Source organism: Hydrogenophaga sp. OTU3427, assembly GCF_038440225.1.
Lineage (GTDB): Bacteria > Pseudomonadota > Gammaproteobacteria > Burkholderiales > Burkholderiaceae_C > Hydrogenophaga.
This window is the reverse complement of record NZ_JASATI010000005.1, coordinates 106,405-126,736: the sequence shown is the minus strand read 5'-3', so window position 1 is coordinate 126,736 and position 20,332 is coordinate 106,405. Positions and strand designations below refer to the sequence as shown.

Annotated in this window: 19 protein-coding genes; 13 read left to right on the top strand and 6 right to left on the bottom strand. The window is 68.1% G+C overall.

From position 1 onward, the window contains the following. Nucleotides 1-252 precede the first annotated feature (252 nt). Together ispF and ispD are read right to left on the bottom strand one after the other, a co-directional pair. Entirely contained in the window at nt 253-729 is a 477-nt protein-coding gene (gene ispF, locus AAHB17_RS04905) for a 2-C-methyl-D-erythritol 2,4-cyclodiphosphate synthase (RefSeq protein ID WP_342129374.1), read from the bottom strand. Next, a complete protein-coding gene (ispD, locus tag AAHB17_RS04900) occupies nt 726-1,478 on the bottom strand; it encodes a 2-C-methyl-D-erythritol 4-phosphate cytidylyltransferase (RefSeq protein ID WP_342129373.1) in 753 nt (250 codons plus the stop codon). Before ispD ends, ispF begins: the two co-directional genes overlap by 4 nt. Before the next feature lie 86 nt (nt 1,479-1,564). Here ispD and mfd point away from each other — a divergent pair, with 86 nt between their 5' ends. The 4 genes from mfd to serB all read left to right on the top strand — a co-directional run bounded on the left by mfd (nt 1,565) and on the right by serB (nt 7,603). After that, nucleotides 1,565-5,032, top strand: a complete 3,468-nt coding sequence (gene mfd / locus AAHB17_RS04895) for a transcription-repair coupling factor (RefSeq protein ID WP_342129372.1) — start codon at nt 1,565-1,567, stop codon at nt 5,030-5,032. Next, on the top strand, nt 5,029-5,721 hold the full coding sequence (locus AAHB17_RS04890) for a class I SAM-dependent methyltransferase (protein WP_342129371.1): 693 nt from the start codon (nt 5,029-5,031) through the stop codon (nt 5,719-5,721). The genes mfd and AAHB17_RS04890 overlap by 4 nt, the downstream gene beginning before the upstream one ends. Nucleotides 5,722-5,837: 116 nt before the next feature. After that, entirely contained in the window at nt 5,838-6,815 is a 978-nt protein-coding gene (locus AAHB17_RS04885; protein ID WP_342129370.1) for a Bug family tripartite tricarboxylate transporter substrate binding protein, read from the top strand. Nucleotides 6,816-6,877: 62 nt separating this feature from the next. Continuing rightward, nucleotides 6,878-7,603 (top strand): phosphoserine phosphatase SerB, encoded by a 726-nt coding sequence (serB, locus tag AAHB17_RS04880; protein WP_342129369.1) that lies wholly within the window; start codon nt 6,878-6,880, stop codon nt 7,601-7,603. 1 nt (nt 7,604) lies between these two features. Here the strand turns inward: serB and AAHB17_RS04875 are convergent, their stop codons facing one another. Continuing rightward, entirely contained in the window at nt 7,605-7,964 is a 360-nt protein-coding gene (locus tag AAHB17_RS04875) for a translation initiation factor Sui1 (protein WP_342129368.1), read from the bottom strand. A gap of 95 nt (nt 7,965-8,059) precedes the next feature. Here AAHB17_RS04875 and AAHB17_RS04870 point away from each other — a divergent pair, with 95 nt between their 5' ends. Beyond that, entirely contained in the window at nt 8,060-9,736 is a 1,677-nt protein-coding gene (locus tag AAHB17_RS04870) for a long-chain fatty acid--CoA ligase (protein ID WP_342129367.1), read from the top strand. A 13-nt stretch (nt 9,737-9,749) separates the two neighbouring features. On the opposite strand, the gene ahpF is transcribed toward AAHB17_RS04870, so the two are convergent. Together ahpF and ahpC are read right to left on the bottom strand one after the other, a co-directional pair. Further along, the gene (gene ahpF / locus AAHB17_RS04865) at nt 9,750-11,327 is read right to left on the bottom strand and encodes an alkyl hydroperoxide reductase subunit F (RefSeq protein ID WP_342129366.1); all 1,578 of its coding nucleotides are present in this window, start codon (nt 11,325-11,327) and stop codon (nt 9,750-9,752) included. A 214-nt stretch (nt 11,328-11,541) separates the two neighbouring features. Continuing rightward, on the bottom strand, nt 11,542-12,105 hold the full coding sequence (gene ahpC, locus AAHB17_RS04860) for an alkyl hydroperoxide reductase subunit C (protein ID WP_342129417.1): 564 nt from the start codon (nt 12,103-12,105) through the stop codon (nt 11,542-11,544). 270 nt (nt 12,106-12,375) lie between these two features. Between ahpC and AAHB17_RS04855 the strand changes: the two genes are divergently transcribed. The 7 genes from AAHB17_RS04855 (at nt 12,376) to hemP (ending at nt 18,911) form a co-directional block, all read left to right on the top strand. Next, a complete protein-coding gene (locus AAHB17_RS04855) occupies nt 12,376-14,649 on the top strand; it encodes a TonB-dependent receptor (RefSeq protein WP_342129365.1) in 2,274 nt (757 codons plus the stop codon). Nucleotides 14,650-14,696: 47 nt separating this feature from the next. Continuing rightward, entirely contained in the window at nt 14,697-15,383 is a 687-nt protein-coding gene (locus AAHB17_RS04850; protein WP_342129416.1) for a Fe2+-dependent dioxygenase, read from the top strand. Next, on the top strand, nt 15,380-16,495 hold the full coding sequence (locus AAHB17_RS04845) for an alpha-hydroxy acid oxidase (protein ID WP_342129364.1): 1,116 nt from the start codon (nt 15,380-15,382) through the stop codon (nt 16,493-16,495). The genes AAHB17_RS04850 and AAHB17_RS04845 overlap by 4 nt, the downstream gene beginning before the upstream one ends. A gap of 286 nt (nt 16,496-16,781) precedes the next feature. After that, nucleotides 16,782-17,459, top strand: a complete 678-nt coding sequence (locus tag AAHB17_RS04840; protein WP_342129363.1) for an energy transducer TonB — start codon at nt 16,782-16,784, stop codon at nt 17,457-17,459. Between the two features lie 6 nt (nt 17,460-17,465). Beyond that, nucleotides 17,466-18,191, top strand: a complete 726-nt coding sequence (locus tag AAHB17_RS04835) for a MotA/TolQ/ExbB proton channel family protein (RefSeq protein ID WP_342129362.1) — start codon at nt 17,466-17,468, stop codon at nt 18,189-18,191. A 121-nt stretch (nt 18,192-18,312) separates the two neighbouring features. Next, nucleotides 18,313-18,726, top strand: coding sequence for an ExbD/TolR family protein (locus AAHB17_RS04830; RefSeq protein ID WP_342129361.1), 414 nt, complete (start codon nt 18,313-18,315; stop codon nt 18,724-18,726). Further along, nucleotides 18,723-18,911, top strand: a complete 189-nt coding sequence (gene hemP, locus AAHB17_RS04825) for a hemin uptake protein HemP (RefSeq protein ID WP_342129360.1) — start codon at nt 18,723-18,725, stop codon at nt 18,909-18,911. The genes AAHB17_RS04830 and hemP overlap by 4 nt, the downstream gene beginning before the upstream one ends. Nucleotides 18,912-18,970: 59 nt before the next feature. Here hemP and AAHB17_RS04820 read toward each other — a convergent pair whose 3' ends face one another. Next, nucleotides 18,971-19,378: a GlcG/HbpS family heme-binding protein gene (locus AAHB17_RS04820; protein ID WP_342129359.1), complete on the bottom strand. Its 408-nt coding sequence runs from the start codon at nt 19,376-19,378 to the stop codon at nt 18,971-18,973. A 200-nt stretch (nt 19,379-19,578) separates the two neighbouring features. Here AAHB17_RS04820 and AAHB17_RS04815 point away from each other — a divergent pair, with 200 nt between their 5' ends. Continuing rightward, nucleotides 19,579-20,271, top strand: coding sequence for a Bax inhibitor-1 family protein (locus AAHB17_RS04815; RefSeq protein WP_342129358.1), 693 nt, complete (start codon nt 19,579-19,581; stop codon nt 20,269-20,271). Nucleotides 20,272-20,332 lie beyond the last annotated feature (61 nt).

Sequence of the window (20,332 nt, the reverse complement as noted above, 5' to 3'; positions counted from 1 at the left end):
GGCTGGCCACGGCCCCCACGCTCCGCCGCTGCGCGGGTCGCTGCCCCCCCGAGGAGGAGCGGGCCTTGCCTTGGGGCGGCCCGGCGGCTGGCCACGGCCCCCACGCTCCGCCGCTGCGCGGGTCGCTGCCCCCCCGAGGTGGAGCGGGCCTTGCCTTGGGGCGGCCCGGCGGCTGGCCCCGGCCCCCACGCTCCGCCGCTGCGCGGGTCGCTGCCCCCCCAAGGTGGAGCGGGCCTTGCCTTGGGGCGGCCCCTAGGCTTGAAGCAGCACCACCGCGCGCGCCTCGATCGCCAGGCCCTGCCCCACCGGGCCCAGTTTCTCGGCCGTCTTGGCCTTGATGTTGACGCAGTCGGGCGCCAGGCCCAGCACCTGCGCCACCCGTTCGCGCATGGCGGCGCGGTGGGGTGCCAGGCGCGGGGCCTGGGCGATCACGGTGCTGTCCACGTTGACCACCTGCCAACCCGCGGCTTGCACGGCCCGCAGTGCCTCGGCCAGCAGCACGGCCGAATCGGCACCCTTGAAACGCGGATCGGTGTCGGGAAAGTGGGAACCGATGTCGCCCAGACCGGCCGCACCCAGCAAGGCGTCGGTGATGGCGTGCAAGAGCGCATCGGCGTCCGAATGGCCCAACAGCCCGGCACTGTGCGGAATCTCCACACCGCCCAGCACCAGGCGACGGCCGGGCACCAGCGCATGCACGTCCCAGCCTTCGCCCACACGCAGCTTCATGACAGCGACTTTCTGTGTTGCAGCAGCACCTCGGCCAGCGCGAAATCGGCCGGGTAGGTGAGCTTGAAATTCATGGGGTTGCCCGGCACCAGCCGGGGCCGCCGGCCCAGGGCCTCGATCGCGCTGGCCTCGTCGGTGATGTGTTCGAAGCCCTGGCCACGTGCCGCGTGCAGCGCGTCGGACAACAAGCCCAGGCGGAACATCTGCGGCGTCTGCGCCAGCCACTTGCCGCCGCGCGTCAGGGTGTTGTGGCAACGTGCCACACCCGTCGCATCGGTGTCGGCGGCCTTCAGCGTGTCGGCCAGCGGCAAGGCCAGCAGGCCACCCACCGTGTCGTGCTCGCAGGTGCGGATCAGGCGCAACACATCGGCGGGGTCCACCAGGCAGCGCGCGGCGTCGTGCACCAGCACCCAGTCATGGGCGCTGGCGCCGGCCAGGGCCAGGGCCTCCAGGCCATTGAGAACACTGTCGGCGCGGGTGGCGCCGCCACAGTCCTGCTGAAAGAAACCGGACGGCAAGTCGACCCCCACGCCGGTGTCGCCGGGCGCCAGCACCAGCAGGGCGGCGTCAAAGCCGACCTGGGCCAAGGCCCACAGCGTGTGCCCCACCATGGGCTGGCCCGCCAGCGGGTGGTATTGCTTGGGGCCTTGGGTGCCGGCACGGCTGCCCAGGCCGGCGCAGGGCAGCAGCGCCAGCACGCGGGCTTGGCCGGGTGCGGCGGTGGGCAATTGAAATGGTGGGGGGCTCATAGGGGTCCGCCATTCTAGAATCCACCACGCACACCCCACTCCCGTCGGTTTGGGGTGTTTTGTATTGGTGTTTCTGACCGCGCCCCATGGACCTGCCCAAACTCAGCCCCGGCAAACGTTTCACGCTGCCCCGCCCGGTCGGCTCGGCCGATGCACTGTTGCTCGCACGACTGGGCGCCCGCGAAAAAGCCCAGGGCCGCCCCATGGCCGTGGTCACGGCGGACGCCACCGACGCCCAGCGGCTGATGGAGGAGTTGACCTTTTTCGAGCCCGGCCTGCGCTGCGCGCTGTTTCCCGACTGGGAAACGCTGCCCTACGACAGCTTTTCCCCTCACCAGGACCTGATCAGCGAGCGCCTGGCCACGCTGTGGCGCATCCAGCAGCGCAACAAGGACACCGGGGCCGACGTGGTCATCGTGCCAGCCACCACCGCGCTGTACCGGCTGGCGCCACCGTCTTTTCTGGCCGGCTACACCTTCGAGTTCAAGGTCAAGCAGAAGCTGGATGAGGCGCGGCTCAAGGGCCAACTGACCCTGGCCGGCTACAACCACGTGACCCAGGTGGTGAGCCCGGGCGAGTACGCGGTGCGCGGCGGCCTGATCGACCTCTTTCCCATGGGTTCGCCCGTGCCCTACCGGGTGGACCTGTTCGACGACGAGATCGACTCGATCCGCACCTTCGACCCGGACAGCCAGCGCAGCCTCTACCCCGTGCCCGAGGTGCGCCTGCTGCCTGGGCGCGAGTTCCCCATGGACGACGCGGCGCGCGCGCGGTTTCGCAGCCGCTGGCGCGAGCTGCTGGAGGGCGACCCGACCAAGAGCCGCATCTACAAGGACATGGGCAACGGCGTCGCCACGGCGGGCATCGAGTACTACCTGCCGTTGTTCTTCGAGGACACCGCCACTGTCTTCGATTACCTGGGCGAACAGGCCACGGTGGTGCTGCACGGCGACCTGGAACCGGCCTTCCAGCATTTCTGGCAGGACACGCGCGAACGCTTCCGCCTGGTGCAGGGCGACCCCGAGCGCCCGGCCCTGCCGCCCGAAGCGTTGTTCCTGAGCAGCGAGCAGTTCTACGCCGGCGCCAACACCCACGCCCAACTGTCGCTGCGCCCGGGCGTGGCCGACATCGCCGACAGCGCCCACTTCCAGAAACTGGGCGAGCTGGCCGTGGTGCGGGGCGCCGAGGAGCCCCTGGCCCGCCTGCAAGCCCACATCCGCAACACCCAGCAGCGCGTGCTGCTGCTGGCCGAAAGCGACGGCCGGCGCGAGAGCCTGCTGGACTTCCTGCGCGCCGGCGGCGTCAGTCCGCCGGCCTTCGATTCGCTGGACGAGTTCCAGCACAGCGACGAGAAAGTGGGCATCGCCACCGCCGCGCTCGCGGCCGGTTTTTCGTGGCTGGAAGAAGGCATCGACTTCGTCACCGAAACCGAGCTGTTCGCCGCCGGCCCCACCACCCGCCGGCGCAAGAAACAGGAACAGGTCAGCGACGTCGAGGCGCTGATCAAGGACCTGAGCGAGCTCAACCTGGGCGACCCGGTGGTGCACAGCGCCCACGGCATCGGACGCTACAAGGGCCTGATCAACATGGACCTTGGGGCCGGCAACACCGAGTTCCTGCACCTGGAATACGCCGACCAGGCCACGCTGTACGTGCCGGTGTCGCAACTGCACCAGATCAGCCGCTACACCGGCGTCAGCGCCGACGAGGCTCCCCTGCACAAGCTGGGCAGCGGCCAGTGGGACAAGGCCAAGCGCCGCGCCGCCGAACAGGTGCGCGACGCCGCCGCCGAGCTGCTCAACATCTACGCACGCCGCGCCGCGCGCCAGGGCCACGCCTTCCGCTACAGCCCGCAGGATTACGAGCAGTTCGCCAACGACTTCGGCTTCGAGGAAACAGCCGACCAGCGCGCCGCCATCCACGCCGTCATCCAGGACATGATCAGCCCGCAGCCCATGGACCGCCTGGTCTGTGGCGATGTGGGTTTCGGCAAGACCGAGGTGGCCCTGCGTGCGGCCTTCGTGGCCGTCACGGGTGGCAAGCAGGTGGCCTTTCTGGCGCCCACCACGCTGCTGGCCGAGCAGCATTACCAGACCCTGGTGGACCGCTTCAGCAAGTGGCCGGTCAAGGTGGCCGAGATGAGCCGCTTCCGCTCGACCAAGGAAATCAACGCCGCCATCAAAGGCCTGGCCGATGGCAGCGTGGACATCGTCGTGGGCACCCACAAGCTGCTGTCGGAACAGGTGAAGTGGCACAACCTGGGCCTGCTCATCATCGACGAGGAACACCGCTTCGGTGTGCGCCACAAGGAGGCCATGAAGGCCATGCGCGCCGAGGTCGACGTGCTGACCCTCACCGCCACGCCCATCCCGCGCACCCTGGGCATGGCGCTGGAAGGCCTGCGCGACCTCAGCGTGATCGCCACCGCGCCACAGCGCCGCCTGGCCATCAAGACCTTTGTCCGCAACGAGGGCAACGGCGTGATCCGCGAGGCCGTGCTGCGCGAATTGAAGCGCGGCGGCCAGGTCTACTTCCTGCACAACGAGGTCGAGACCATCGAAAACCGGCGCCAGAAGCTGGAGGAAATCCTGCCCGAGGCGCGCATCGCCATCGCCCACGGCCAGATGCCCGAACGCGAGCTGGAGCGCGTGATGCGCGACTTCGTGGCGCAGCGCTTCAACGTGCTGCTGTGCTCCACCATCATCGAGACCGGCATCGACGTGCCCTCGGCCAATACCATCATCATGGCGCGGGCCGACAAGTTCGGCCTGGCGCAGCTGCACCAGCTGCGTGGGCGCGTCGGCCGCAGCCACCACCAGGCCTACGCCTACCTCATGGTGCCCGACACCGAGGACCTGACCAAACAGGCCGCCCAGCGCCTGGACGCCATCCAGCAGATGGAGGAACTGGGCAGCGGCTTCTACCTGGCCATGCACGACCTGGAGATCCGCGGCGCTGGCGAGGTGCTGGGCGAGAACCAGAGCGGCAACATGCTGGAGGTGGGCTTCCAGCTCTACAACGAGATGCTCAGCGAAGCCGTGGCCTCGCTCAAGGCCGGCCGCGAGCCCGACCTGCTGGCCCCCTTGAGCGTGACCACCGACATCAACCTGCACGCCCCCGCCCTGCTGCCCGACGACTATTGCGGCGACGTGCACCTTCGCCTGAGCTTCTACAAGAAACTGGCGACCGCCAAGACCACCGAGCAGATCGACGCCCTGCTGGAGGAAATCGTGGACCGCTTCGGCAAGCCCCCGGCACAGACCCAAACTCTCATCGACGTGCACCGCCTGCGCGTGATCAGCCAGCCCTACGGCGTGGTCAAGGTCGACGCCGCGCCAGGCGTGATCAGCATCCACTTCCGGCCCAACCCGCCGGTGGAGCCCATGCGCATCATCGAGTTGATCCAGAAGAACAAGCACATCAAGCTGGCCGGCAACGACAAGCTGCGCATCGAACGCGGGCTGAAAGACCCCAAGGACCGCGCGCAGATGGTGCGCGACGTGCTGCGCAGCCTGGGCAAACCGATCCTCCCCGAACCTGGAAAGAACGCATGAACCTGGATGAAGCCCAGCGCCTGGTCGCCGCGGTGCCCCACTGGCACCACACCTTCGAGATCCTTCCAGGACTGGTCACGCCGGGCTCCTACGATCCCCGCTTCCTGCTCGACGCGCTGGGTCTGCCCGCCGACCTCAGCGGCCAGCGCGTGCTGGACATCGGCCCCTCGGACGGCTTCTTCTCCCTGGCCGCCCAGCGCCGCGGCGCCAGTGTGGTGGCCGTTGACTACCGCTCCAAGGAGGCACACGGCTTCGGCGCCATGGAGAAGATCACCGGCGCGACGTTCGACTACCACTGCGCCAACGTCTACGACCTGAGCGCCGCAACGCTCGGCACCTTCGATCACGTGCTGTTTCTCGGTGTGCTCTACCACCTGCCGGACATGATGAAGGCGCTCGCCATCGTCCGCTCGCTGTGCCACGGGACCATGTACCTCGAGAGCCACGCGGCCAACGACCTGCCATCCGAACACGCCCTGGCGCGCTACCACCGGCACGATGCGCTCGCGGGCGACATCACGAACTTCTGGTCGCCCAACGCCGCCTGCATCCGGGACATGGCGGGAGACTGCGCTTTCGACCTGATCACCGACAAGACCTGGGGCGATCGCTACTTTGGCCGTTTTGCCGTGAGCAATGAGCCGGCGCGCAAACGCAAGCTTCAGCTGGGCTACGGTCTGTGCCCGTGACAACGGACCGCGCGGCCTAGGGAAACCCCTGTGAGGTGTGCGCTGTATTCGGCGCAAACTGTATACACCACTGTCTACAAAGATGGTGCCACCTCCCCCCTCCCAGGAGTTCCACCATGCACATCCGACGCACCGCACTGCTCTTCGCCGCCGCCATGGGCACGCTGACCATGGCCACCCCCGCGCTGGCCCAGGGCCAGTACCCGGACCGCCCGATCAAGCTCATCCTCGGACTGCCGGCCGGCGGCAGCGTGGACATGATCGCCCGCATGCTGGGCCAAAAGCTCAGCACGCAGTTGGGCCAGCCCTTCGTGGTGGACAACCGCGCCGGCGGCTCGGGCCAGATCGGCATGCCGGCCGTCGCCAAATCCCCGGCCGACGGCTACACGCTGACGGTGTCGCCAGCCTCCTTCCTGACCACCAACAAGAGCATCTTCAAGACCCTGCCCTACGACCCCGAGGCCGACTTCATGCCGGTGTCGCGCCTGGTGAACCAGCCCATGGTGCTGGTGGTGAAGGACAGGCAGAAGTACCCGACCGTGGCCGCCTTCCTGGCCGCCGCCAAGGCCGCGCCCGGCCAGATCACCTTCGCGTCGTCCGGCGACGGCAGCCCGCAGCACCTGGGCGGGCTGATGTTCGAGACCCGCACCCAGGCCCGCATGCTGCACGTGCCCTACAAGGGCGGTGCGCTGGCCGTCAACGACACGCTGGCCGGCAACGTGGACGCCATGTTCGCCGTGCTGCCCGAAGCCCTGCCCCACATCCAGGCGGGCAAGCTGCACGCACTGGGCCTGCTGAGCCCGCAGCGCTCGCCCGTCTTGCCCAACGTGGCCACCATGGCCGAAAACGGCATTGCCGACCTCAACCTGTCGGCCTGGATCGCCATGCTGGCACCGGCCAAGACCCCCCGCGCCATCATCGACCAGCTCAACCGCGCCGTGCGGGTGGCCATGGACGCCGAGATGAAGGCCAAGTTGGCCGAAAGTGGCATCGAGGTCGCGCCAAGCACACCCGAGGACGTGCAGCGCACGATCACGGCCGACATCAAGCTGCACGCGGAACTGGTCAAGGCTGCCGGGCTCACGCCGCAGTGAACCGGGCCGGGACGCCCCGGTCATGGGCGGCGGTGTCGGCGCAGCCCCGATAATCCTCGCCCATGACGCACGCGCCCACCTCCCCCACCGAACACGCGCCCGGCCTCGTCGTCCAGGGCTTCACCCCGCCGCTGCGGCTCAGCGACTACAAGCTGATCGCCTTCGACATGGACTCCACGCTGATCAACATCGAGTGTGTGGACGAGATCGCCGACGCGGTGGGCCGCAAGGCCGAGGTGGCGGCCATCACCGAGGCCGCCATGCGCGGCGAGATCACCGACTTCAAGGACAGCCTGCGCCGCCGCGTGGCCCTGCTCAGGGGCGTGACCCTGGCCGACATGGAGCGCGTCTACACCGAGCGCCTGCGCATCAACCCCGGCGCGGCCGAGCTGATCCGCGCCTGCCAGGGCGTGGGCATGAAGGTGCTGCTGGTCTCGGGCGGCTTCACCTTCTTCGCCCACCGCGTCTGCGAGCGCCTGGGCATCGATTTCAGCCGCTCCAACCTGCTGGACATTCAGGACGGCGCCCTCACCGGCGGGCTGGTCACCCAGAACTGGGGCGACATCTGCGATGGCGCCGAAAAACGCCGCACCCTGCTGGAAGTGGCGTCGCTGCTGAACATCATGCCGGGCCAGTGCATCGCCATGGGCGACGGCGCCAACGACCTGCCCATGATGGGCGCGGCCGGCCTGTCGGTGGCCTACCACGCCAAGCCCAAGGTGCGCGAGCAGGCCATGGTGGCCATCAACGAAGGTGGCCTGGACCGGCTGCTGGAGCTGATGGCCTGAATCAGCCGCCGGCGCGCTTGACCTTGTGGCCGTCGGCGGCCAGCAGGGCCATCACGCGCTCGACGTGGTCGCCCTGGATTTCGAGCACGCCGTCCTTGGCCGTGCCACCCGAGCCGCAGGCGGTGCGCAGGCGCTTGCCCAGGGCGGCCAGGGGCTCGGGCAGCAGGCCCAGGCCACGCACGACGGTGACGGCCTTGCCGCCACGGCCCTTGGTCTCGCGCAACACACGCACCACGCCATCGGTGGCGGGCGCCGCCTTGGGCCGACCACACACGCACTGGGCCTTGGGTTGGCCACAATCGGGGCACACGCGGCCGGTATCTGTGGAGTAGACAAGACGACTGTTGGAAAGGGCACCCATGGCGGCGAAGCAAAACAGAGAAGGAAAAAACTGTCGCGCATGGTAACGCCAGCCCACGGGCCGTACCCGACAATGCCGCTCAAGGAGACACCGCCGTGCCCAACACCGCCCACTTCGCCCACTGGCCGCCCGGCCTGCCACAGCACCTGACGCTGCCGCAGACCAGCCTGTTCCACAACGTCGAGGTGTCGGCCGCGCGCTACCCCGACAAGCCCTTCATCGTCTTCTACGACACCCAGATCGGTTTCGCCCGCTTCAAGGACGAGGCCGAGCGCCTGGCCGGCCACCTGCAGCAGGTCTGCGGCGTACAGGCCGGCGACCGCGTGCTGGTCTACATGCAGAACAGCCCGCAGTGGGCCTTGGCCTTCTATGCCATCGTGCGCGCCAACGCGGTGGCCGTGCCGGTCAACCCCATGAACCGCAGCGACGAACTGCGGCACGCGGTGCAAGACAGCGGCGCGCGGGCCGCCTTCGTGGCGCAGGAACTGCTGCCCCACCTGCTGCCGGTGCTGGACGAGGCCGGCACGCCCCTGCGGCACGCCGTGGTGGCGGCCTACAGCGACTACCTGCAAACGCCCACCGACCTGCCGGTGCCCGACTTCGTGCGCGCCCCGGCCGCGCCCCTGGCCCACCCGCGCACCCACGCCTGGAGCGATGTGCTGGCCGCGCGGCACACGCCCGGCCCGCTCACGGCGGGGCCGGACGACCTGTGTGTGATGCCCTACACCTCGGGCACCACCGGCCGGCCCAAGGGCTGCGCGCACACCCACCGCAGCGTCATGAGCACGCTGGTGGGCGGCGTGCACTGGTTCGGGCGCACGCAGGACGCGGTCTACCTCTCGGTGCTGCCCTTCTTCCACGTGACGGGGCTGTCGGGCAGCCTCAACGGCCCCATGTTCATCGGTGCGACCATCGTGATCCTGCCGCGCTGGGACCGCGACACCGCCGCGACCTGCATGCAGCGCTACCGCGTCACGGTGTGGCAGTGCATCACCACCATGGCGGTGGACTTCCTCGCCAACCCGCAGCTCGACCGCTACGACCTCTCCAGCCTCAGCGGCATACGCGGCGGCGGCGCGGCCATGCCCGAGGCGGTGGCGCAACGCCTGAAGCAGCTCACCGGGCTGGACTACGTGGAAGGCTACGGCATGTCCGAAACCATGGCCGCCACCCACATCAACCCGCCGCACCGGCCCAAGCCGCAGTGCCTGGGCATCCCGGTCTACGACGTCGACGCGCGGGTGGTGGACCCGGTCACGCTGGCCGAGCTGCCTCAGGGCGGGTCGGGCGAGATCGTGGTGCACGGCCCCCAAGTGATGCAGGGCTACTGGAACGACGCCGCAGGCACGGCGGCGGCCTTTATCGAGCTGAACGGCAAACGCTTCCTGCGCACCGGCGACATGGGTCGTGTCGACGAGGACGGCTATTTCTTCATGACCGACCGCCTCAAGCGCATGATCAACGCCTCGGGCTACAAGGTCTGGCCGGCCGAGGTGGAGGCCCTGCTCTATCACCACCCGGCCATCCAGGAAGCCTGCGTGATCGGTGCCCCAGACGGCAAACGCGGCGAGACCGTCAAGGCCCTGGTGGTGCTGCGCCCGGGGCATGCCTTGAGCGCCGAGGACCTGATGGCCTGGGCCCACGGCCACATGGCGGCCTACAAGGCGCCGCGCCTGGTGGCGTTCGTGGACGCCCTGCCCAAGAGCGGCAGCGGCAAGGTGATGTGGCGCGAGCTGCAGGCGCAGGAGGCGGCGGCGGCCGCCCCGCCCTGAGCATTGGGAGACCTCAGGCCGCCGCGGTCTCCAGCACCGGCAGGCGGATCAGGTGGTCGAAGGCGCTCAGCGCGGCCTTGGCGCCTTCACCGGCGGCGATCACGATCTGCTTGTAGGGCACGGTGGTGCAGTCGCCGGCGGCGAACACCCCGTCCACGCTGGTGTGGCCCTTGGCATCGACCACGATCTCGCCAAACCGGCTGAGTTCCACCGTGCCCTTGAGGAACTCGGTGTTGGGCACCAGGCCGATCTGCACGAACACGCCTTCCAGCGCCACCAACTGCTCCTGGCCGCTCACGCGGTCCTTGTACTTCAGGCCGTTGACCTTGCCGTCGGCACCGGTGATCTCGGTGGTCTGCGCGTTCACATGGACGCTCACATTGGGCAGGCTCTTGAGCTTGCTCACCAGCACGGCGTCGGCCTTGAGCTGGTCGGCGAACTCCACCAGGGTCACGTGCTGCACGATGCCGGCCAGGTCGATCGCGGCCTCGACCCCCGAATTGCCGCCACCGATCACCGCCACGCGCTTGCCCTTGAACAGCGGGCCATCGCAGTGCGGGCAATAGGCCACGCCCTTGTTCTTGTATTCCTGCTCGCCGGGCACGTTGACGTTGCGCCAGCGCGCGCCGGTGGACAGGATGACGCTGCGCGCCTGCAGCGTGGCGCCATTGGCCAGCTGCACGCCCACCAGGCCGCCCGGCTGCGCGGCGGGAATGAGCTTCTCGGCGCGCTGCAGGTTCATGATGTCCACCTCGTAGTGGCGCACCTGGGCTTCGAGCGCGGCGGCGAACTTCGGACCATCGGTCTCCAGCACCGAGATGTAGTTCTCGATCGCCAGCGTGTCGTTGACCTGGCCGCCAAAACGCTCGGCCGCCACGCCCACACGGATGCCTTTGCGGGCCGCGTACACCGCGGCTGCAGCACCGGCCGGGCCACCGCCGACGATCAGCACGTCGAAGGGGTCCTTGGCCGAGAGCTTGGCCGCGTCGCGGGCGTCGGCGTTGACGTCGAGCTTGGCCACAATTTCCTCCACCGTCATGCGGCCCGAGCCGAACACCTGGCCGTTGAGGAAGACCATGGGCACGGCCATGATCTCGCGGTCGGTCACTTCCTGCTGGAAGGCGCCGCCCTCGATCACCACGGTCTTGACCCTGGGGTTGAAGATGGCCATCAGCGAGAGCGCCTGCACCACGTCCGGGCAGTTGTGGCAGGTCAGGGACATGTAGACCTCGAAGCTGAAGTCGCCGTCCAGGGCGCGGATGCTGTCCAGCACGTCCGGCTCGACCTTGGGGGGGTGGCCACCGGTCCACAGCAGGGCCAGCACCAGCGAGGTGAACTCGTGGCCCAGCGGCAGGCCGGCAAAACGCACGCCCTGGGTTTCACCGGCGCGGGCCACCACGAAAGACGGTTTGCGCGCGTCGTTGCCCGAGGTGTCCAGCGTGACCTTGTCCGACAGGCCCACGATGTCGTCCAGCAGGCCGCGCATCTCGGTGGCCGTGGCGCTGTCGTCCAGCGAGGCGATCAGCTGGATGGGCTGGCGCAACATGCCGAGGTAGGTCTGGAGCTGCGATTGGAGGGTGGCGTCAAGCACGGTGGACTCCTTGAAAATCAAAAAATGGGCGCACGGAACCAATGCCGCTGGTGCATGAGCCAGTTGAGCCCATGAGGCAGCGGTACTGCCAAATAACGAACGGGCGGAGGGGGAGCCCCTCCGGGAACGCCGCGGAGCCGGCTTTGCCGGTCCGCTGGCGTTGTCCCCCTTGGGGGAAGACGCGCCCCTAGGCGCGGCGCAGGGGGGAGCTCAATCAGATCTTGCCGACCAATTCCAGCGAAGGCGCGATGGTCTTGGCGCCTTCGTTCCACTTGGCGGGGCAGACCTGGCCGGGGTTGTTGGCCACGTACTGGGCGGCCTTCAGCTTGCGCAGGGTTTCCTTGACGTCGCGGGCGATGGCGTTGTCGTGCACTTCCATGGTCTTGATCTCGCCTTCGGGGTTGATCACGAAGGTGCCGCGCAGGGCCAGGCCTTCTTCTTCGATGTGCACGCCGAAGCCGCGGGTCAGCTGGTGCGTCGGGTCGCCAACCAGCGGGAACTGTGCCTTGCCCACGGCGGGCGAGGTTTCATGCCACACCTTGTGCGAGAAGTGGGTGTCGGTGGTCACGATGTAGACCTCGGCACCGGCCTTCTGGAACTCGGCGTAATTGTCGGCGGCGTCTTCCACTTCGGTCGGGCAGTTGAAGGTGAAGGCGGCCGGCATGAAGATCAGCACGGACCACTTGCCCTGCAGGTCCTTCTCGGTCACTTCGATGAACTTGCCTTGACGGAAAGCCTGGGCCTTGAAGGGCTGGACCTTGGTGTTGATCAGGGACAGGGCGTTGATGATGGACATGAGTTAGCTCCTATGGGTTGATGGAAATCGATAGGCGTTTTCGCCATGGCTTGAAGTATAGAACCGTTCAATGGCACAGCTCTATTGATAGTAGGTATCAACCCGATAGCCTTCTTTGTGCGTCGCAGCAACGATGTTCATCATGATATTACGAATCGTTCGCATTTGCTTTATACTGCCGTGACCAGCCAGCCACGCGCCATGCCCATCGCCAGGCCGCAGCCAGCCGACAACCTCTGCCGATTGACTCGCATGTCCCGTAAACGCACCCCTGGCCGCATGTCCTCCAAGCGCAGCGCCGCCCCCGTCTCCACCTCCGTCCACAGCCCCGCGACCCTGTTGCCGCTGGGCGCCATGTTGCTGGCCGGCTCCCTGGGCGCCGCCGCCCAGACCACCGGCACCCCCACCAGCGCGGCCACGCTGTCCACCGTGACCGTCAAGGAACAGGCCGAAGGCTCGAACGCCAAGACCACGCTGCGTGCCACCGACACCCAGATCGGCAAGGGCACGCAGGCGTTGCGCGACATTCCCCAGACCGTCACGGTGATGACCGAGCGGCTGATCGACGATCGCAACCTCGACGATTTCCGCGACGTGCTGCGCACCACCGCGGGTGTGACCTTCCAGGCCGGCGAGACCGGTGAGGAAGACGTCCGTCTGCGTGGCTTCTCGCTCGGCCTGGCCGGCGACATCTACGTGGACGGCATGCGCGACGGCGTGCTGTATTCGCGCGACACCTTCAACCACGACCGCGTCGAAGTGCTCAAGGGGTCGGCCTCCATGCTGTTTGGCAAGGGCTCGACCGGCGGTGTCGTCAACCAGGTCAACAAGCAGCCCTTCCTGATGGACCAGCACGAGGTGAACTACACCCTGGGCACGGGCAACCAGCACCGCCTGAGCGGCGACTTCAACATCAAGACCGGCGAGGACTCGGCGGTGCGGCTGAACGCGCTGCTGGAAAACCACTACAACAACGGCGCCAGCACCCGCAAGAACGGCATCGCACCGACCTACCGCTGGGGCATCGGCTCGCGCGACGAGTTCTCGATCGGCTTCTACCACCTGGAAGTCGATGGGCGCCCCAGCTACAACCACCCGTGGTTCACCAGCAACGGCGTGATCCAGCCCACGCTGCCGGCCAAGAACTACTACGGCCTGGCCAGCGACTACCAGGACAGCTCGGCCGACTATGTGACCTTCACCCACAAGCACCGCTTCGACAAGGACACGGAGCTGAGCACCAAGGTGCGCAAGGGCCGCTACGAACGTGACCTGTGGGCCAGCGTCATCCGCTTCGGCCAGACCAACGGCGAAGCCACCACGGCCGCCAACCTCGGCCCCGACACCGCCATCACCCGCACCCCCAAGGGCCGCAAGGGCGTGAGCGACATCACCCAGTTCCAGAGCGACCTGACGCACAAGTTCGAGGCGCTGGGCAAGAAGCACGACCTGATCGCGGGCGTGGACCTCTATGACGAAGACGCCAAGCGCAACAACAACTTCGCCGGCACGGCCAGCAACCTCGGCTCCACGGTGGGCACGCCCAACGACGGGGACTGGCGCCCCGACACCCGTGGCACCCCGAGCTACAACACCTTCCAGGCCCGCAGCATCGGTTTGTACGCGCAGGACACCGTGGCCCTCACCGACACGGTCAAGCTGGTCGGTGGCCTGCGCTTCGACCGCTTCGACGCCTCCTACCAAGTGCCGGCCAGCACGGCCGCCAACGGCACCGTGACACCGGCGCGCAACTTCGACCGCAGCGACAACCTGTGGAGCCCCCGCCTGGGCGCCATCTACCAGCCGGACGCCAGCACCTCCTACTACGCGTCCATCGGCACCTCCTACAACACCTCGGGTGACGCCTACCAGTTCACCCCGACCGGGCCAGCGGCCCGCACGGCCAACACCGGCCCGGAAAAGAGCCGCAACTTCGAGGTCGGCGGCAAGTTCGAGATGTTCGAGCAACGCGCGACGCTGGGCGTGGCCCTGTTCCGTTCGGAAAAGTACAACGAGCGCAACCCCGACCCCGACACCGCCGCGGCGCAGGAACTGCTCTCGGGCAAGCGCCACGCCACCGGCATGGAGTTCAACCTGGCCGGCCGCATCACGTCCGCCTGGGACGTTTTCTACAACCACACCTGGATCCCCAGCGCCAAGATCGACAGCAGCAACGTGGCCCTGGCCGCCAACGGCGCCGGCGCGCAGGTGCAGGGCGACCGCCCCGCGCTCACGCCCAAGCACAGCGCCAGCCTGTGGTCGACCTACCGCATCAGCCCGAAACTGCGTGTCGGCGCCGGCCTGAACTACCGCGGCAAACAAAGCCCGGAAGGCGCGCGCCAGTTGGTGGCCAAGGCCTTCACCACCATCGACGCCATGGCCGAATACAACCTGAGCGACACGACCCTGGTCCGGCTGAACATCAACAACCTGACCGACAAGCTCTACGCCGACGCGCTGTACCGTGGCTTCTACACGCCTGGTGCGCCCCGCTCCATCCAGGTCACGCTCAAGACGCTGTTCTGAGCCCCTGGAGAACCCTGCGCCAACCTGCCCGCCCCTGCTCCGTGCCCATGCTGCTGCATTTGAAAAACCTCCTCTCCAAGGATGAACTGCAGGTCGCCCGCGCCCACCTGGGCGAGGACGCGCCCTGGCTGGACGGGCGCAACAGCGCGGGCGGGCAGGCCCTGGCGCAAAAGAACAACCAGCAACTGGCCCAGGACAGCGAGGCCTCGCGCACCCTGCAGGCCCTGATCCTGCGGGCCCTGCAGCGCGACCCGCTGTTCTTCTCGGCCGCCCTGCCCAAGAAGATCTTCAACCCGCTGTTCAACCGCTACGGCGGCCAGCAGAACCACTACGGCGACCACGTGGACGGCGCCGTGCTCCATTCCCGCGCCACCAGCCAATGGGTGCGCACCGACATCTCCTGCACCGTCTTCCTGGCCGACCCCGACAGCTACGACGGCGGCGCCCTGGCGGTGCAGGACAGCTTTGGCAGCCAGCGCATCAAGCTGCCGGCGGGCGACGCCGTGATCTACCCCGGCACCAGCGTGCACCAGGTCGAGCCGGTCACGCGCGGCTGGCGGCTGGCCAGCTTCTTCTGGATTGAAAGCATGGTGCGCAGTGACGAGCAGCGCCGCCTGCTGCACGACATGGACATGCACCTGCTGCGCCTGCGCGCGCAACACGGCGAAACACCCGAGGCCACCGGCCTCACGGGCACCTACCACAACCTGCTGCGCATGTGGGCCGACACATGACGGCCGCGCGGCAGACGCTGCCCGCCGACCTGGTGAGCCTGTCCGACCACGAGGCTCGCGCCCGCCAGGCGCTCGATGCCGGCGTCTGGGCCTACGTGCAAGGTGGCGCCGCCGACGAACTCACGCTGCGCGCCAACCACCAGGCCTGGCAGGCCCTGTCCCTCGCGCCGCGCGTGCTGCGGCCACTGGCCCACGGCCACACCCGCCTGCGCCTGCTGGGCCGGGAACTGGCCCATCCGCTGATCGTGGCGCCCATGGCCCACCAGCGCCTGCTGCACCCCCATGGCGAAGCGGCCACCGCCGTGGCCGCCTCCGCACAGGGTGCCGGCTTCGTGTTGAGCACCCAGTCCAACACCCCCATGGAAGACATCTGCCGCCTGGTGCGCGACGAGGCCGAGCGCGGCCCGCTCTGGTTCCAGCTCTATTGGCAAGCCAGCGCCGACGCGACGCTGCAACTGGTGCGCCGGGCCGAGGCCGCCGGCTTCGAGGCGCTGGTGTTGAGCGTGGACGCCCCCGTCAGCGGCGTGCGCGACGCCGAACGCCGCCACCCGCTCCAGTTCCCGCCCGACGTGCACGCGGTGCACCTCCAGGGCATGCCGGTGCCACCCCTGCCCGACCTGCTACCGGGCCAGAGCCGGCTGTTCGATCAGCTGCTGTTGCAGGCGCCCGGCTGGGACGATGTGGCCTGGCTGCGCGCGCAGACGCGGCTGCCGCTGCTGCTCAAGGGCGTCACCCACCCGGCGGACGCCACCCAGGCCATCGCCCTGGGCGTCGACGGCCTGATCCTGTCCAACCACGGTGGCCGCACGCTCGACACCGTGCCCGCCACCGCACAGCTGCTGCCCGCCATGGCCCGCGCCATCCATGGCGCCGTGCCCCTGATCGTGGACGGCGGCCTGCGCCGTGGCACCGACGTGCTCAAGGCCATCGCGCTGGGTGCCAGCGCGGTGATGGTCGGGCGCCCGGTGCTGCACGGACTGGCCAACGCCGGCGCCCTGGGCGTGGCCCACGTGTTGCGGCTGCTGCGCGACGAACTGGACGTCGCCATGGCGCTCTGCGGCTGCCGCACGCTGGCCGATGTGGGCCCCGGCGTGTTGTGGCCTGGCGCCTGATTTTCAACAATCAACGCAAATGCGATCAATTCGCATTTATAATTTTCACATGACACGCCGACCTGTCCATTTGTCCCTCACGGCCATCCGCCCCGGGACGGTGGCCGTCGACCTGACCCATGGCGGACACCCATGACCCTGTTGCTCGGAGGGCTCGTGCTGGTGCTGGCATTGGGCTGGTGGGTGCTGAGGCGCTGAACGCGCCGGTCTTTTCTACACTATGAACCCGCTGACGACTTCCTTCACGCCCGCCGCGGCACCTGCCGGCGCGGTGGCACCCAGCCCCATGACCCGCTCACCCCTGCTGCCGCGCAACACCGCCATCGCCCTGGGCGTGGTGGCCCTGCACGTTGGTGGCCTGTGGGCCTTGCAGAGCGGCCTGCTGCGGCGCGCCGTTGAACTGGTGGTGCCGGCCGAGGTGCTGGTGGAGTTCATCGAACCGGCCAAGCCCATCATCACCCCCCCACCACCGGCGCCGCGCGTCAAGCCACAACCGGTGCAGCAGGCACCACGCCAGCCCGCGCCCCTGCCCCCGTTGCCCGTGGCGACGCCCGATCCGACGCCGGCGCCCGATGCGCCCACCGGCACCAGCCAGCCGCAGCCGCCCGCCCCACCCATCACCGCCCCGGTCGCCACGGCGCCGCCCGCCCCCGCCCCGGCGGATCCCCCTGCCCCGCCGCGCATCGAGTTGCCCTCGAGCAACGCCGACTACCTGAACAACCCCCGGCCCGCCTATCCCCCGCTGAGCAAGCGCCTGGGCGAACAGGGCAAGGTGGTGGTGCGGGTGTTCATCGAAACCAATGGCAGCGCCTCGAAAGCCGAAATCGCGCAATCCAGCGGCTTTGACCGCCTGGACCAGACCGCGCTGGACACCGTGCGCCGCTGGCGCTACGTGCCAGGCAAGCGCGCCGGCACACCCGAGGCGATGTGGTTCAACGTACCGATCAACTTTGTACTGGAGTAAGTGTTCATGGAAACCTCTTTTGGCCTGGCCCACGTGTGGAACGAGGGCGACTGGATCACCCGCAGCGTCGCGCTGCTGCTGCTGGGCATGTCCCTGGCCAGCTGGATGGTGATGATCGTCAAGGCGCTGGACCTGCGCCGCCACCGTGCGCAGGCGCAGCAGGTGGAGGGCTTCTGGCACAGCAACGACTTCGCCGAGGGCCTGGACAAGCTGGGCGCCGAGGAAGGCAACCCATTTCGCCAGTTGGCCCTGCAAGGCCGGGACGCCACCCGCCACGTGCTGCACCAGGACGGCCAGAGCAAGCCCCAGCTGCACGACACGCTGGACGTGAGCGATTGGGTGACCCGTGCCCTGCGCAACACCACCGACGACTTCACGGCCCGCCTGCAGGGTGGTCTGGCGGTGCTGGCCTCGGTCGGCTCCACCGCCCCCTTCGTGGGCCTGTTCGGCACCGTGTGGGGCATCTACCATGCGCTGCTGGGCATTGGCGCGGCCGGCCAGGCCACCATCGACAAGGTGGCCGGTCCCATCGGTGAGGCCCTGATCATGACCGCCCTGGGTCTGGCCGTGGCCATTCCGGCGGTGCTGGGCTACAACGCCCTGGTGCGGGGCAACAAGGGCGTGCTGCACAAGCTCAACCGCTTCGCCCACGACCTGCACGCCTACTTCGTCACCGGCGCCCGCGTGGGCGCGGGCGGCGAGGGCAAGGTCGTGCCCATGAAAAAAGCCTGAACGGGCTCCCCCCGCGCCGCTTCGCGTCACCCCCCAGGGGGCGACACCAGCCGTCTGGCAGAGCCAGCCCGGCGGTGTCCCCGGTCAGACACGCGCACCGACACCGACACGAGGAACAAAGATGGCCTTTTCTTCTATTGACAACGACAACGACGAGATGCTCAGCGAGATCAACATGATCCCGCTGATCGACGTGATGCTGGTGCTGTTGATCGTCTTCATCATCACCGTGCCGGTGATGAAACACGCGGTCAACGTCGACCTGCCGCGCGCCAGCAACGAACGCAGCCAGGACAAGCCCGAAACCATCCGCCTGAGCGTGGATGCCAGCGGCAGCTACTTCTGGAACGCCGAACGCGTCGAGGACACCGAGCTCTTCAACCGCCTGGCCCTGGCCGGCGCCCAGACGCCCCAGCCGGAGCTGCACATCCGTGGCGACAAGGCCGTGCGCTACGAGCGCGTGGCGCAGGCCATGGCGGCGGCGCAACGCTCCGGCGTGCGCAAGATCGGCTTCATCACCGAACCCAGCCCATGAATCCCGCGCCCGCCTCGGACCCCAAGCCCCCCCGGGCCGACGGCGCGGGCACGCCAGCGCCGCCGCCGGCACGTATCAGCAGCGCCGACCTGCTGCGCGGCCAGCGGGTGGTCGAGATCGAACACGAAGGCCAGCGCTACCGCCTGCAGGCCACGCGCCAGGGCAAGCTGATCCTGACCAAATAGGCACCGAGGACACAAAAAAAAGCCGCTCCAAGGAGCGGCTTTTTCATGGGCGCCAGGCCTCACAGACCGATGGCGGCGATGCCAGCGCGCGCGATCTGCGCGTCTTCGCTGGACTTGACGCCGCTGACACCCACGGCGCCGATGCACTGGCCGTCCTTCATCACGGGCACACCACCTTCGAGCATGCCGGCCACGGTGGGCGCGCTCAGGAAGGAGGTGCGGCCCTGGTTGATCACGTCTTCGTAGACCTTGCTTTCGCGGCGGCCCAGCGCGGCGGTGTGTGCCTTGGCGGGCGCGATGTGCGAGGAAATGGCGGGTGCGCCGTCCAGGCGCTGCAGCCACAGCAGGTGGCCACCATCGTCGACGATGGCGATGGTGACGGCCCAGCTGTTCTTCAGGGCTTCGGCTTCGGCGGCGGCGGCGATGGCCTTGACGTCGGCCAGTTCGAGCACGGATTTGGTTTTCATGAACGTTTCCTGCAGGGAAGGATCTAGGGAAGGCGGCAAGCTTAACCGCAGCGCTGGTCGAATCCGTGTGTCATTCCGCCGATTGAGGTCAATTCACCCTTGACCTCACGGCGCCCTAGAATGCGCCACGGTCGCCACCGTGTGGCGGTACAACTTGTTTTTCCGGGCAGCCGCCCCATTTGACCTTCAGGAGCGACACCATGAACCTCAATCCCCAGACCTACGACGGCTTTGGCAGCGCGGCCAGCGTCGAGCAGCGCAACCGCGTGATGCGCAACACCTACTGGCTGTTGGCCCTGTCCATGGTGCCCACGGTGCTGGGCGCCTGGGTGGGCGTGGCCACCGGCATCACCGCCTCGCTGACCGGCTTCATGGGCCTGGTCGTGTTCCTGGGTGGTGCCTTCGGCTTCATGTACGCGATCGAGAAGACCAAGAACTCGGCCGCCGGCGTGCCGGTGCTGCTGGCCTTCACCTTCTTCATGGGCCTGATGCTGGCCCGCCTGCTGGCGCAGGTGCTGGGCTTCAAGAACGGCAGCGAACTCATCATGACGGCCTTCGGTGGCACCGGCGGCATCTTCCTGGTCATGGCCAGCCTGTCCACCGTCATCAAGCGTGACCTGACCGGCATGGGCAAGTGGCTGTTCATCGGCGCCATCGGCATCCTGATCGGCGGCATCATCAACGTGTTTGTGGGCAGCCCCGTGGGCATGGCCGTCCTGAGCGTGATGGCCATCATCGTCTTCAGCGGCTTCCTGCTGTACGACCTCAAGCGCATCGTCGACGGTGGCGAAACCAACTACATCAGCGCCACCCTGGGCCTGTACCTGAGCGTGTTCAACATCTTCCAGAGCCTGCTCGCCCTGCTGGGCATCTTCGGCGGCGAACGGGATTGATCTGGCGCAGACCGGTGATGGAAAAAGGGACCTTCGGGTCCCTTTTGTGTTTCAAATCCCT

Coding starts and splice junctions, on each gene's coding strand:
- ispF (WP_342129374.1), bottom strand. CDS start 729: ATGAAGCTGCGTGTGGGCGAAGGCTGGGACGTGCATGCGCTGGTGCCC.
- ispD (WP_342129373.1), bottom strand. CDS start 1,478: ATGAGCCCCCCACCATTTCAATTGCCCACCGCCGCACCCGGCCAAGCC.
- mfd (WP_342129372.1), top strand. CDS start 1,565: ATGGACCTGCCCAAACTCAGCCCCGGCAAACGTTTCACGCTGCCCCGC.
- AAHB17_RS04890 (WP_342129371.1), top strand. CDS start 5,029: ATGAACCTGGATGAAGCCCAGCGCCTGGTCGCCGCGGTGCCCCACTGG.
- AAHB17_RS04885 (WP_342129370.1), top strand. CDS start 5,838: ATGCACATCCGACGCACCGCACTGCTCTTCGCCGCCGCCATGGGCACG.
- serB (WP_342129369.1), top strand. CDS start 6,878: ATGACGCACGCGCCCACCTCCCCCACCGAACACGCGCCCGGCCTCGTC.
- AAHB17_RS04875 (WP_342129368.1), bottom strand. CDS start 7,964: ATGGGTGCCCTTTCCAACAGTCGTCTTGTCTACTCCACAGATACCGGC.
- AAHB17_RS04855 (WP_342129365.1), top strand. CDS start 12,376: ATGTCCCGTAAACGCACCCCTGGCCGCATGTCCTCCAAGCGCAGCGCC.
- AAHB17_RS04850 (WP_342129416.1), top strand. CDS start 14,697: ATGCTGCTGCATTTGAAAAACCTCCTCTCCAAGGATGAACTGCAGGTC.
- AAHB17_RS04845 (WP_342129364.1), top strand. CDS start 15,380: ATGACGGCCGCGCGGCAGACGCTGCCCGCCGACCTGGTGAGCCTGTCC.
- AAHB17_RS04840 (WP_342129363.1), top strand. CDS start 16,782: ATGACCCGCTCACCCCTGCTGCCGCGCAACACCGCCATCGCCCTGGGC.
- AAHB17_RS04835 (WP_342129362.1), top strand. CDS start 17,466: ATGGAAACCTCTTTTGGCCTGGCCCACGTGTGGAACGAGGGCGACTGG.
- AAHB17_RS04830 (WP_342129361.1), top strand. CDS start 18,313: ATGGCCTTTTCTTCTATTGACAACGACAACGACGAGATGCTCAGCGAG.
- hemP (WP_342129360.1), top strand. CDS start 18,723: ATGAATCCCGCGCCCGCCTCGGACCCCAAGCCCCCCCGGGCCGACGGC.
- AAHB17_RS04820 (WP_342129359.1), bottom strand. CDS start 19,378: ATGAAAACCAAATCCGTGCTCGAACTGGCCGACGTCAAGGCCATCGCC.
- AAHB17_RS04815 (WP_342129358.1), top strand. CDS start 19,579: ATGAACCTCAATCCCCAGACCTACGACGGCTTTGGCAGCGCGGCCAGC.